The following is a 12,439-nucleotide window of genomic DNA, read 5'->3' as shown; positions in this document are numbered from 1 at the left end:
CAGCCAGCCAGGAGTCCCCGTCCAGGAAGGCAGCCATGTCGACCCTGACCACAGTTCTCATCATCGTGGCGCTGGTCGCGGTGGTACTGGTGGCCGGTGTCCTGATCCGGGCCCGCACGGGCCCGGGCAGCGGCACGCGCTCCCTGAAGCGCAGCTTCGGCCCCGAGTACGACCGTAGCCTCGAACAGCACGGTGGCGACGTCGAAGCGACCCACCGTGACCTGCGCGAGCGGACCGAGCGCTACGGCGGCATCCGCCCGCTGCCGCTCGAACCGGCGGTCCGCGAGCAGTACACCGCCCAGTGGACCACCCTCCAGGAGCGCTTCGTCGACGCCCCGGCGCAGGCCGTCGCCGACGCCGAGCAGCTCCTCACCCGGGTCGCCGCGGTCCGGGGCTTCCCGGACGCCGACCGGCGCGACGAGCAGCTCGCCGCCCTGTCGGTGCACCATCCGCACCACGTGGAGGGCCTGCGCACGATCCACCGGACGACGCGCTCCGGCTCCGCCTCCACCGAGGAACTGCGCGAGGCGCTGGTGCACGCGCGCGCCCTGTTCGAGGACCTGACCGTCACCGGGTCCACCGCGGGCACCGACGCCCGACGACACCCGGTGCCGATGCCCGTCCGGGGCCGTGGACCCGTCCTCAAGCCGAAGGGAAGTGGTGCCTGATGGCACGCGACAAGCAGGAGCGGTGGGCAGCGGGAAGCACGGACGGCGACGCGCGGAGCGAATCCGCGCCCCCGCCGCCCCCGAAGCCGCCGCCGCCCCTGAGGACCCCCGGCGAACCGGCCGGCTCCGCGGCGCCGACGCCCGCCGGCCGGGAGGGGACCCCCGTCGGGGCCGTTCCCACCCAGCGCTCCGTCCACGCCGCCCCCGACGACGGGACGCTCCACGCGGCCGTTCCCGCCCAGCGGGACGGTGACGCCACGCCGCCGCCCCCCGCGGCTCCGCCCGCCCCGAGACCACCGGCGGCCGCGCCGTCCGGTGCGGAATCCGGGACGGCGCCGACCGGGGCCCGGCGGTCCGGCCTTCCGTCCGACGACCCCGGTGCCACGGGCCGGAACGAGGGGAGCCGCACGGACGCTCCCGTCGCGCCCCCCGCCGCACCGCGCGGACGGACGGCGACGGAGCGGCCGGCCGACGGCCGGAGCCCCGGAGACCGGCACGACCCCACGGTCGGAGGCACCGGCGACCTGCCGGGCACGCACCACCGGCCGGCGGCCGACGGATCCGAGGACGGCCCCGCGGGGCAGCTGCTCGACGCCGGTGAACGCGACCGGCTCGGCGAACGCCTGCACCACGCCCTCGCCGGCTTCGTCGACTCCCCCCACGACTCGGTTGCCGAGGCGGCCGACCTCCTGGAGGAGACCGAGCGGCAGCTGGTGGCCGCTCTGCGGGACCGGCGGACCGCCCTGCGGGCGGGCTGGCAGAAGGACGGTGACCAGGGGCGCGCGGCTCAGGACACCGAGCAGCTCCGGCTCACCCTGCGGACCTACCGCGAGGTGACGGAGCGCCTGCTCCGGGCCTGACCCGGACCCGCTCTCGGAGCATGGGAGGAGCCCCCTGGACCCCAGGGGGCTCCTCCCATGCTCCGACCCGGCGACCGGCCTTCGCCGGCCGGGCGCCCGCCCCTGTTCCCCGCCTCCCGGCGCGGTCATAATCGGGCCGACGGAGCGGCGCCGGCGGGAGGGTGCGCGATGCGCGGGGGCGACGGCAGGGAACCGGTTCACCGGCTGTTCGGCCCCGACACGGTGATCCTCGCCGAGCCGGGGCGTTCGCTCCTGCGCCGGTACACGGGGCCGCGGATGCGGATGACGGCGGAGGACGGCACCGTCCTGGCCCACCTGCGGGAACACGGCGCCTTCGGGTACGTGCTCCACGACCTCGACGGGCGACCGGTCCTGGGTGTCGACCTGGTGGCCGGGCGGCGTGGATTCGCCCGACCGGAGTTCCTGGTGACCGGGCCCGGGGGTGATCCGGTCGGTGAGGTCCGTTCCCCCGGCCGTCTCCACCGCACCCGGCGGCTCGACGTGACCACGGCCGGTCACGGTGCGCTGCGGTTCACCCGAAGCGCACCGCTGGGCCGGGTGTGGCACGTGACGGACGACGGCGACGGAGTCGTCGCCCGGGTGACGGTCTCGACCGTCCGCTCCCTGGACGGCCTCCAGGGCTACCGCGTGGAGTTCGACCGGCGGGCCCGGGGCGAGCGGCGTCGTCTCGTGGTCGGCGGGACGGTGTGCCTCCAGGTGGTCCGGCGCTGGCTGCTCGCGCCCGGAGGCGACACGGCCTGACGGTCGGCCGGACGCCCTGCCCGGGACGGGCACCCCACCCGATCGCCGTTCCCTTCCGGGGGCGGAACAGCCCCGGCCCACCGGGGCTTCGGCGCGGCAGGGCGCGGCGGCCCGGACCTCGGAGGTCCGGACCGCCCTTCCGGGAACGCCTGCCGTCAGAACGACGTCCAGGTGAACGCGACCTGGTCGCCGTTCTCTATCTCGAACTGGCAGCCGCCGACGGGGGTCGGGACGCCGTTCACCGCGATGCTCCAGTACGCCGAGCCGCCGCCGCTGACGCCCTTCACCGTGTCGACGGAGAAGTCGTCGAACGACGCGTACCAGGTGCCGTCCCAGGTGAAGCCGTTGCGCTTGGCAGCGTGGTCGAGGGCGGCCGTCGGGGTCGGCACCTTGGTCGCGTGCGCGCTGCCGTTGGTGCCGTCGCACTTGTGCGTGCCGCCGGTGGCGGTGGTGACGTCGTGGCCCCAGGTGAAGATCTTCTTCTGGAAGAGCAGACCGTCCGGGCCCTGGACGGTGACGGTCACTCTCACCGGCGCGTTCGTGAACGAGGCCGTGGTCTCGGCCTGCGCGACCGCGGGCGCGGTGGTCAGGGCGAGACCGAGGACCGCGGTGGTCACGGCGGCGCGGCGGAGCGGGGTCGTACGCATGGTGTGCCTTTCGGTCGGTGACGAGGTGGGTGGTGCGTGTTCATCCGGCCGTGGTGTCCGGGGCGGCCCCGCCCCGACCGGCGAACCTGATCGGGGCCTGGAAGCGGGCCTTGCGGGCGGCACGGCGGAAGACGGTGAGGACGGCGGGCCCGGCCAGGGTGATGGCGACGAGGTTCGTGACGGCGCGGCCGGTGTCCCAGCCGAGCGAGGTCGCCAGGTCGAAGGCGAGGTACCGCTGGAACTGCTCGGTGAACGGGAGCCCGGGCAGGTAGGCGATGGAGCTGTTCGGGTCGAGCGAGAAGGGCCAGAAGGAGAGATTGAGCAGGAAGCCGAACAGGTAGCCGGAGAGCGAGCCGTACACCGCGAGGAGGGCGACCTCCCGTCGTCCCGTGGCCTTGGGGAGGAAGCCGGCGAGCATGCCCACGAAGGCGCAGCCGAACATCTGGTACGGCATCCAGGGGCCGACGCCCCCGGTGATCAGCGCCGAGGCGAAGAGCGAGGTGCAGCCCAGGGTGAACCCGAACCCGGGGCCGTACACGCGGCCCGCGAGCACGAGGATGAAGAACACCGTCTCGATGCCGGCGGTACCCGCCCCGAGCGGGCGGATCGCGGCGTTGACCGCGGACAGCACGCCCAGCATGGCCAGGGCCTTGGAGTTGATGCCGCCCTCGGCGATCTCGGAGATCACGACACTCAGCACGATCACCAGCAGGACGCCGAAGATCAGGGGCGGCGCGTAGTTCGAGCCGAACTTCCCCGGGGCGACGAGGAACGGCCAGAAGAACGCCACGACGCCGAGGAAGGCCGCCATGGCGATCACGATCCCGGCTCGGGGGCGGATGCGGATCGCGGCGGGGGAGGTGCTCACGCGCTCTGATCCGTTCCGTCGGTGTCCAGGACCGAGGCCAGCTGGTCCACGGTGAGGTAGGGCAGCGGAGCGAGGATCTTCGCCGTCTGCGGGGCGAACACGGGGGAGGCGACGATGACTTCGGAGGTGGGGCCGTCCGCCACGATGTCCCCCTCCGCCATGACCACCACCCGGTCGGCGGCGCGGGCGACGAACTCCACGTCGTGCGTCGAGATGACGACCGTGCGGCCTTCTGCCGCCAGCCCGTCCACGATGTCGATCAGTTCCCCCTTGGCCCGGTAGTCGAGCCCGCGGGTGGGCTCGTCGAGGAGCACGACCCGGGGGGCGGCGGCGAGTTGGATCGCGAGGACGAGGGCGAGTTTCTGGCCCTCGGACAGATCGCGGGGGTGGGTGGTGTCGGGGATGCCGGGAGCGAGCCGGTCCAGCAGGGTGCGGGCCGGGACGCCGTCGGCCCGTACCGCGGACTCGGAGTCGGCCTGGTCGAGTTCCTGCTTGACGCTCTCCAGGTAGAGCAGGTCGGTGGGCGTCTGCGGCACCAGACCGACGAGGCGGCGGGCCTCGGTCGCCGAGACCTTCCGGGGGTCTCGCGTCCCCGGGCCGTCGGGCTCCCCTACGGCGACCGAACCGGCCTTGCGGGGGCCGGAGCCCTGGAGCGCCCAGAGCAGGGAGGACTTGCCGGAGCCGTTGCGGCCCATCAGCGCGGTGACCTCCCCGCCGCGGAGGCCGAGGTCGACCTCGCGGACGGCGGGCACGCCCTGGTACGTCACGGTGATGCCGCGCGCGTCCAGGAGCCGGGGCCGGTCCGCACCGGGTGCCGGGCGTACCGGCGGGGGCACGGCACCGTCCAGCCGGGTCCGCAGGGGCGCCGCCGCCCGTCGGGCGTCGCGGATCGAGAGGGGCAGCGGCGACCAGCCGGCGGCGCGGCCGAGCTCGACGACGGGCGGGGCGATGGACGACGTACGGAAGACGTCCGCGGGCGGGCCGGAGACCACGCGCCCGTCGCCGGGCAGGTGAAGGACGCGGTCGGCGTACTGGACGACCCGCTCCAGACGGTGCTCGGCGAGCAGGACGGTGACGCCCAGGTCGTGGACCAGCCGGGTCACGGCGGCCAGGACCTCCTCGGCGGCCGTCGGGTCGAGCGCGGAGGTGGGTTCGTCGAGGACCAGGACGCGCGGGTGCGCGGTGAGGACGGAGCCGATCGCGACGCGCTGCTGCTGGCCCCCCGAGAGTTCGTGGAGGGCCCGGTGGCGCAGATCGGCGAGGCCCAGCAGGTCGAGGGTCTCCTCGACGCGCTTGCGCATGGTGGCCGGAGGGACTGCCAACTGCTCCATCGCGTAGGCGAGTTCCTCCTCGACGGTGTCGGTGACGAATCCGTCGAGGGGGTCCTGCCCCACGACGCCCACGACGTCGGCGAGTTCGCGCGGCGGATGGTCGGCGGTGTCCCGCCCGTCGACGGTGACCCTGCCGTACAGGGTGCCGCCGGTGAAGTGCGGGACGAGACCGTTGACGGCGCCGAGCAGGGTCGACTTCCCGACGCCGGTGTGGCCGACGACGAGGCAGAGCTCGCCCTCCTCGACCGTCAGGTCGACATCCCGCAGGACGGGCTCGGCCGAGTCCTCGTAGTGGACGGTGACCTGGTCGAAGGTGATCACGTGACTTCCTCGGTGCGCTGCGCGGGGACGGCCGGACGGACCGGCGGGCTCGGAGGCGGGGCCAGGAATCCGGCGGTCCCCGCGAGGAGGATCGCGGCGGCCGGAACCAGTGGGAGCGTGGGCCAGCTGAGCGGGTAGATGGACGGGTTGAGCTCGGCCGCGTCGAAACCCGCGTTGCTGAAGAGGAGCACGGCGGACACCACGCCGCAGCCCGCGACGGCCCACTCGGCCGCCTTCCAGGGGTCCGGCCGGTAAGTGGTCCGGGTGATCCTGCGCCCGCCGAGGCGCAGCCCCGCCACGCACAGCAGTCCGCCGGCCACGAGGGCCGGGAAGCCGAGCAGCACGGGGGCCGTGGCGTCGAGCAGTCCGTACGCGCCGGCGCACAGGCCGCACATGCCGAGCAGCATCAGCGCGCCCGTGGCCCGGCGCGACCGGCGGGTGGCGGTTCCGGCCCGGCCGTAGCCGCGGGAGTCCATCGCCGCGGCGAGGCGCAGGGAGCGCTCCAGCGCGTCTTCGAGGACGGGGACGATGATGCCGCGCAGGGCGCGCAGCCCCTTCGACCGTCCGGCGCGCAGGCGCCGGGCCCGGTGCACGCGCTGCACGCTCTGGACGAGTTGGGGTGCCACGCTGATGGAGACGGTGACGGCGACGCCGAGTTCGTACAGCGCCCCGGGCAGCACACGCAGGGCCCGCTTGGGGTTGGCGAGGGTGTTGGCCGCGCCGATGCAGCAGAGCATGCACGCCAGCCGGAGCCCGTCGGTGGCCGCGGAGAGCAGGGCCTCCAGCGAGACCGGCCCGCCGATCTGGATGCCCGCGTACCAGTCCGGGGTGGGCAGGTGGGGGAGGGAGAAGAGGAAGTGGTCGTGGGGGGTGATCCCGGTGGCGAAGACCGCGCGGAACACCACCCGGATCGCGACGACGGTGAGCGCCAGGTAGAGGTAGTACTTGAAGCCGCGCGCCCAGGGGGCCTCGGTGCGGCGCATGGTGATGACGTAGCCGAGCACGGCGAGGACCAGGAAGAGCAGCAGCGGGTTGTTGGTGCGGCTGACCGCGGTGGCCAGGGCCAGGGCCCAGATCCACCAGGCGACGGGATGCAGGGTGCGGGGCAGCCGCCGGCCGCCCGCGTCCGGCATGAGGCCGGACGCGGACGACCGGGCGGTCGCCGCAGTGGTGCGGGACACGCGGCTACTCCGTACGACGGCGGCGCTTGGCCGCGAACACGGCGGCGGCACCGATCAGCAGGCCCAGGACACCGGTGACGACGGCCGGAACCCAGGAGCCCGTGTCATGGGCCGCGTCCGCCGCCGGTGCGGCGTCGACCACCGTCGGGCCGGACGCGGCCACCGCCGGAGAACCGGTCGTCGCCGAGGGCGTCGCGGACGGCGTCGGGGAGACGCTCTTCGACGGAGTCGGCGAAGGGCTCTTCGACGGGCTCGGGCTCGCCGTGACCGAGCGGGAGGGGGACGGCGGGGGAGGCGTGGTCGGGTCGGCCGGGGGCGGGTTCTCCGGCGCCGGCCCGGTGTCGACGCCCGGCGGCAGCGGAGCCGCCGTCCGGGTGTCGCGGGGCACGGCCCCGCCGCCGGTGGGCTTCGCGTTCTTCGCGCGCAGCTGGTCCGGCGTGACGGTCGGGCGCCCCTCCGTTCCCTCGATGTCGGTGCCACCGAAGATCCACAGGTCGACGCTGCCGGGCCTCGGCTTGTAGAGCATGGCGCCGAGCTGGCTGTACGTCCAGGTGTTCTGTCCCGGGTCGGCGTGCCAGTACGACCAGTACGCGGAGGCGGGCGGGGTCAGCACACAGTCGTCCTGCTGGGGAGTCGGATACTGCTTGCCGCCCTGGTGACCGCTGTAGCCGATGCGGCAGATGAAGGCGGGGCCGTCGTGGCCGGTGCCGGTCGTCCGCCAGCCGCCCTGGTTCAGCAGCTCGTACCCGGTGGTGGGCGTCGTCCCGCAGGAGCGGTAGATCGGCCCGCCCCAGTGGCTGAAGTCCACGGCCAGCACGGCACCGGACGAGGTGGTGCACTGCCCCATCGGCTGAGGGGCGGCTCCGGCCGGGGCCGCCGTACCGGCGAAGACCGCCACGGTGAGTCCCAGCGCGGCCGTCGTACGGGTGAGGGCGCGGGCGCCCTGACGGGCGGTCACGCCGCCCCGCCGTCGCCCGCGCGGCGCCTGCGGGCGGCATGGGTCGTGCCCCAGCCCGCGAGGACGAGGAGGACCGCGGCGACGGCGAGCCCGGTGACCTGGGATCCGGTCGCGGCGATGCTGCCCCCGCCGGTGCCGGCGGCCTGGCCCCCGGAGGCTCCGCCGTTCTCCCCCTCGGTGATGATCACCGGGGTGGAGGTGCCGGACTGGCCGGAGATGCTCGGGACCGGTTCCGGGGTGGTACCGCTCATGTCACGGGTCAGCACGCCGAAGGAGATGCCGGTGGCGCCGCCGACGGCCTGGGCGGAGGCGCGGACGTCCGAGCCCGCCTGGCCGCCCTTGCTGACGTTGAAGCCGCCGTCCTTGTTCTGCTGCGAGGCCAGGAACTTCCGGGCCTTCGCGATCTCGTCCTTGTACTTCACGGCGTCCAGCGACAGGCCCTGGACGGCGAGCGCGGCCGAGTTCACCGAGTTGCCGGAGGCGCCGGGGAAGCCCCCGTCGGAGAGCTGCCGGCCGGCCAGCCAGACCAGGGACCGGTCCACGGCGGCCTGCGAGTCGGCGTCGGGCAGCAGATCCAGTGCCATCGCGGCCATCGCCGTGGAGTCGACCTCGATGTCGCTCGGCTCGCCGATGAGGCTGGGCCAGGCGCCGGTCGACGGGTCGCGGAGACTCTTCAGGTACGCGACCGGCTGGGCCGCCGCGCCGCTCTCGCCCGCGCGGATCTGGGCGATGACGCCGAGGGACTGGGAGAAGACCGAGGTCGCGTACGTGTAGTTGCCCTTGCCCGCGCACTTCCGGGGCTCGGCGGGGGTCGCGGCCGCGCAGGTGCCCTTGGCGAGCGCGCCGATCAGGTCCTTGCCGCCGAAGGCGCGGGGATCACGGCCCACGGACTGGGCGAGCACCGCGGTCTTGCCGATGAACCCGCCGCCCGCGTACTTCGTGCCGATCTTCGTCCAGTCGTGGACTCCGCGGCCCGAGGCGTCCTTGCCGCCCTTGTCGAGGAAGTCGACGATGTTGCGCAGGGTGGCGTTGTCGTGTCCGGTGGCGGCGAGCGCGTAGGCGCCGTCGATGGTCATGCCGTAGTCCGCGAAGCGGGGGCTGCCCTCGTAGTACCGGCCCTGGATCAGCCGCTTGTGGTCGGCGAGGTAGGCCGAGCCCTTCTTCAGGTCCGGTCCGTCACCGGCCGGGGGAGCGGTGGGCCCCGTCGTGGGAGGCGTGGTGGGCGGGGTGGTCGGAGGCGTCGTCGGCGGTGTCGTCGGCGGGACGGGCTCCTTCGTCGTGAGCGTCACCAGGTCGCTCTTCGCGCCGGCGATCACCGCCGCGGTCGTGGCGTACAGCAGCGGGTCCGTGGTCCCCTCCTCGAAGGCGAAGCCGCCGCCGGGGAACTGCTGGCGGGAGATCCAGGAGACCCCCGCGTCCGCGTGGCCGCGGTCGCCCAGGGCGCGCAGGGTCTGGGCCACCCAGCCGGTGGCGTAGGCGCTGCCCGGGACGCTGTACGAGGCGGCCGGCCAGGCCCCCGTCTTGAACTGGGCCTTCTTGAGGGAGGAGCGGGCCTTGGTGACCACCGGGGTGTGGCCGCCGGCGCGCTGGAGGGCGAGCGCGACGAGGGCGGTGGACGGTGCCTCGCTCTCGCAGACCTGGCCGTCCAGGATCAGGAAGCTGGGGAAACCGCCGTCGTCGCACTGCAGTTGAGCCAGTCGCGTCACCGACTCGGCGGGCGGGGTGACGCCTCCGTTCAGCAGCGCGATGACGGCCAGGGCCTGGCCCTCGGTCTGTCCGGTCGTGCGGAAGTCGCCCTTGGTCGTGCAGCCGGGCACGGGCTGGGGCGCGTCCGAGCCGCTGAGGCAGACGTTCGCCGTCAGGTCGCCGAGGAGGTCGTGGCCGCCGAAGTCGCGGGGGTCCTTCCCGGTGGCCTCGGCGACGAGGGCGAGGCGGGCGGCGGCGGTGGCGTCCGGCGCCTCGTCCTTGCCGGCCGGGTAGGCGTACGCGTCGGTGTGCTCGGGCCGGCCGAGGAAGGCCGCGATCCGGCGGGCGGTGGGGTGCTCGCTGTCGGTGGCGGCCAGGGCGTAGGACACCTCGGTGGTGGCGAGGTAGTTGGGCGTCGTGTCGCCGTCGTTGACGACGCGCTGCCCGTTGGTCAGCCGGTCGGTGAGCCAGCGGGTCGCGGCGGGCAGGTCGATGGTGCCCGGGGGCACGTTCGGCGCCGGCGGGTCGCTGGGGTTCGGCGGGTCGCCCCCGTCCGCGCGGACGTCGTCGGGCGTGAACGACGGCCTGCCCTTGGTGCCGCCGATGTCCGTGCCGCCGAAGACCCAGGCGTCCACGTCGCCCGGCTTGAGCGTGCGCGACATGGCGCCCAGCGGGCTGTACGTCCACTTCCTCTGGCCGGGGGACGCGATCCAGTACGACCAGTAGGCGGTGGCCTGCGGGGTGAGGACGCAGTCCTCCTGAGCCGGAGTGGGGTACTTCTTCCCGGCGTTGAACGCGCGGTTGCCGATGCGGCAGATGAAGGCGGGGCCGTCGTGGCCGGTGCCCTCGGTGGTGAACCCGCCCGTCTGCAGGAGCTCGTAGCCGGTGGTGGGGGTGGTGTCGCAGCCGCGGACGACCGGCCCGCCCCACTTGCCGAAGTCCACGGCGACGATGGCGCCCTTGGTGCGGGTGCACTTCGCGATCGGGTCGGCGCTCGCCGGCGAGGCCGCCGTGAGGTGGGTCAGACCCGCGCCGAGCGTCAGAAGGGAAGCGGTCAGGGTCGACAAGAGCCGCCGTCTCGCCCTCGACCACCGTCTCGCCTGCTGTTCGGTCCCCACCGCGGCCCTCGTCTCTGCCGGGCGGCCCGCGTGCGTGGCGATGCGCCCCCACACGGCTCTGGTGCCGTGGAGAGGCGGCGACGACCACACCGTAGTCCGCGACGGCGTTCCTCGTACTGAGTTCCAGCCCCAGGCATTCCGACTCACCCGGGACGATCCGGGTCTACGGTTGCGGGTCAGTGCCGGAATTCGACCGGCTTCCCCTGGTGCTGACTGCTTATCGGACGGAGTGCAACACGGATCCGTCAGGGCCGTCAATATGCCGTCCGTCTCACCGGGATCCGGAGCCGCGTCTCCGGGGCCGTCTGCCGTGGTCCTGCTGGCGGTACGGTGATCGTTCGGGTAGCGTCCTGGGCTGCCAAGTGGGGGAATCCGGTGCGAATCCGGAGCTGACGCGCAACGGTGTCGAGGCGGCGGGGGCCGTCTCGGAGCCCGAATGCCCATACGGCGACGCAGTACAGAAGCCGTACCACGCGTTCCGGACGGCGGCTCCCCGGAGATCCCCGGCCGTGCCCCGTCGGGGCGACGCGGGGCATGTGCCGAGCGGCCGGCGTCCGCCGACCTCCAGGAGCAGGCCCATGTCCCTTCCCCGTCCCTCCCGCCGTCTCGCGCTCGCGGTGCCCGCGGCGCTCGGCGCCCTCGCCCTCGGCACGCTGCCCGCCTTCGCGACCTCCACGCCCGCGCAGATAGCCACGTCTAAGACCAACGGCGTCGCCTACCTCAAGTCCCTCCAGGCCGCCGACGGTTCGTACGCCGGCTCCGGTCTCTCCAACGAATGGGCCTTCAGCGCGTTCGCGGCCGCCGGTACGGCCGTCGTCGACGTGGCCCCCGGCGGCGACACCACCAAGAACGCGAGAACCGTCTACCGGAACCTGCTGTCGACGGCCGGCTGGCCGTCGGCGACCCCGGTGGTCACGGACTACGAGCGCGGCACGCTCAACGCCTACGCCGCGGGCATCGACCCGGCCCGCGTCTCCGCCTCGCGCAACCTCGTCGCGGACGTCTACGCGTACTGGCAGACCGCCGAGCCCGGCTACTTCGGCCCGTCCGCGAACTTCAACGGCACCGTCTTCGCCGCCCTCGCGCTGCGCGGCGCGAAGACCCAGGCCGGCGCCGCCCGCATCCCCCAGGCCCTCACCGACACGATCGTCACCCGCCTCCGCGCCAACCAGCACAACGACGGCGGCTGGACCTACCAGAAGGTCGAGGACAACCCCACGGGCCTCGCCTCGGCCGGGGACATCGACATGACCGGCGCGGCGATGGCCGCGCTGTGCGTCTCCGGCGTCCCCAACACCGACACCGACGTCGTGCAGGCCAAGAACTTCCTCAAGGGCAAGCTGGTCGCCTCCTCCGGCGCCTTCAACTCCCTGTACGGCGTCAACACCAGCTCCAACGGCTGGGCCGTCGCGGGCCTGAACGCCTGCGGCATCAACCCGCAGTCGGCCGACTTCACCACGGTCCCCGGCAAGACGCCGGTCGACTTCCTCCTCGCCAACCAGTACAACCCGGCTGGCGGCTTCAAGTACAAGCCCGCCGACACCACGCCCTCCGCCTACTCCTCGATCGACGCCCTGCGCGCGGTCGCCGGCGGCGGCTTCACCGCCGCGCCGCCGGTCCCGACGACCCCGGGCGCCCCCCAGTGGGTCGCCCAGCCCACCTTCACGGCGGGCACCGCGACCAAGCTGGCCCTGACCGTCGACGACGGCGCCGGGAACCTCAAGGTGTGCTCGGTCTCGTTCACGCCCACGGGGACGACCACGACGCTCGGCGACGTCCTCGCCGCCGCGACGAGCGCCGCGACCCCGTCCGGATGCGTCACCTCGGTCACCCCCGCCTCGGGAACCGGCACGATCACCGCGGTCAACGGCAAGGCCAACAGCGGCTCGAACACCTGGAAGGTCAGCGTCGACGGCTCCGCCTTCGCCGGTGCCCTCCGCGAGAAGACGATCAACGTGGGCGACACCATCGCGCTGCGCTGGGGAGCCTGAGCAGCCGGCGGGGTGAGGGCCGCTGCCGGGCCCTCACCTCGCCGCGGG

At 74.0% G+C, this 12,439-nt stretch carries 10 protein-coding genes and 2 riboswitches; of the genes, 4 read left to right on the top strand and 6 right to left on the bottom strand.

The features are described 5' to 3' along the window. Positions 1-35: 35 nt before the first annotated feature. The 3 genes from ACF09E_RS14625 (at position 36) to ACF09E_RS14615 (ending at position 2,290) form a co-directional block, all read left to right on the top strand. Positions 36-668 (top strand): hypothetical protein, encoded by a 633-nt coding sequence (locus tag ACF09E_RS14625; RefSeq protein ID WP_392205512.1) that lies wholly within the window; start codon positions 36-38, stop codon positions 666-668. Next, positions 668-1,528, top strand: a complete 861-nt coding sequence (locus ACF09E_RS14620) for a hypothetical protein (RefSeq protein WP_392205511.1) — start codon at positions 668-670, stop codon at positions 1,526-1,528. The genes ACF09E_RS14625 and ACF09E_RS14620 overlap by 1 nt, the downstream gene beginning before the upstream one ends. 168 nt (positions 1,529-1,696) lie before the next feature. Continuing rightward, positions 1,697-2,290 (top strand): hypothetical protein, encoded by a 594-nt coding sequence (locus tag ACF09E_RS14615; protein ID WP_392205510.1) that lies wholly within the window; start codon positions 1,697-1,699, stop codon positions 2,288-2,290. A 155-nt stretch (positions 2,291-2,445) separates the two neighbouring features. Here ACF09E_RS14615 and ACF09E_RS14610 read toward each other — a convergent pair whose 3' ends face one another. The 6 genes from ACF09E_RS14610 to ACF09E_RS14585 are packed head-to-tail and all read right to left on the bottom strand — an operon-like array spanning position 2,446 to position 10,400. Then, a complete protein-coding gene (locus tag ACF09E_RS14610) occupies positions 2,446-2,937 on the bottom strand; it encodes a DUF4430 domain-containing protein (RefSeq protein WP_392205509.1) in 492 nt (163 codons plus the stop codon). A 40-nt stretch (positions 2,938-2,977) separates the two neighbouring features. Next, positions 2,978-3,805: an ECF transporter S component gene (locus tag ACF09E_RS14605; RefSeq protein WP_392205508.1), complete on the bottom strand. Its 828-nt coding sequence runs from the start codon at positions 3,803-3,805 to the stop codon at positions 2,978-2,980. After that, on the bottom strand, positions 3,802-5,457 hold the full coding sequence (locus tag ACF09E_RS14600) for an ABC transporter ATP-binding protein (protein WP_392205507.1): 1,656 nt from the start codon (positions 5,455-5,457) through the stop codon (positions 3,802-3,804). The genes ACF09E_RS14605 and ACF09E_RS14600 overlap by 4 nt, the downstream gene beginning before the upstream one ends. Next, on the bottom strand, positions 5,454-6,638 hold the full coding sequence (locus tag ACF09E_RS14595) for an energy-coupling factor transporter transmembrane component T (RefSeq protein ID WP_392205506.1): 1,185 nt from the start codon (positions 6,636-6,638) through the stop codon (positions 5,454-5,456). Before ACF09E_RS14595 ends, ACF09E_RS14600 begins: the two co-directional genes overlap by 4 nt. 4 nt (positions 6,639-6,642) lie before the next feature. Next, a complete protein-coding gene (locus ACF09E_RS14590; RefSeq protein WP_392205505.1) occupies positions 6,643-7,596 on the bottom strand; it encodes a hypothetical protein in 954 nt (317 codons plus the stop codon). Further along, on the bottom strand, positions 7,593-10,400 hold the full coding sequence (locus ACF09E_RS14585; protein WP_392205504.1) for a prenyltransferase/squalene oxidase repeat-containing protein: 2,808 nt from the start codon (positions 10,398-10,400) through the stop codon (positions 7,593-7,595). Before ACF09E_RS14585 ends, ACF09E_RS14590 begins: the two co-directional genes overlap by 4 nt. Before the next feature lie 110 nt (positions 10,401-10,510). Then, positions 10,511-10,649, bottom strand: a riboswitch (cobalamin riboswitch). A 116-nt stretch (positions 10,650-10,765) separates the two neighbouring features. Then, positions 10,766-10,842: riboswitch (cobalamin riboswitch) on the top strand. Between the two features lie 136 nt (positions 10,843-10,978). Here ACF09E_RS14585 and ACF09E_RS14580 point away from each other — a divergent pair. After that, positions 10,979-12,391 carry a hypothetical protein gene (locus tag ACF09E_RS14580; protein WP_392205503.1) on the top strand — a complete coding sequence of 471 codons (1,413 nt, stop codon included), beginning with the start codon at positions 10,979-10,981 and terminating at the stop codon, positions 12,389-12,391. The last annotated feature ends 48 nt before the right edge of the window (positions 12,392-12,439 follow it).

The sequence above is a fragment of the Streptomyces sp. NPDC014891 genome (assembly GCF_043081085.1).
Classification (GTDB): domain Bacteria; phylum Actinomycetota; class Actinomycetes; order Streptomycetales; family Streptomycetaceae; genus Streptomyces.
Note: the sequence above shows the minus strand (reverse complement) of the source record. Positions and strands in the feature narration are given on the sequence as shown.

What these genes read in the sequence shown, in the direction of transcription:
- ACF09E_RS14615 (WP_392205510.1), top strand. Translation starts at nt 1,697, where the DNA reads ATGCGCGGGGGCGACGGCAGGGAACCGGTTCACCGGCTGTTCGGCCCC.
- ACF09E_RS14625 (WP_392205512.1), top strand. Translation starts at nt 36, where the DNA reads ATGTCGACCCTGACCACAGTTCTCATCATCGTGGCGCTGGTCGCGGTG.
- ACF09E_RS14580 (WP_392205503.1), top strand. Translation starts at nt 10,979, where the DNA reads ATGTCCCTTCCCCGTCCCTCCCGCCGTCTCGCGCTCGCGGTGCCCGCG.
- ACF09E_RS14620 (WP_392205511.1), top strand. Translation starts at nt 668, where the DNA reads ATGGCACGCGACAAGCAGGAGCGGTGGGCAGCGGGAAGCACGGACGGC.
- ACF09E_RS14610 (WP_392205509.1), bottom strand. Translation starts at nt 2,937, where the DNA reads ATGCGTACGACCCCGCTCCGCCGCGCCGCCGTGACCACCGCGGTCCTC.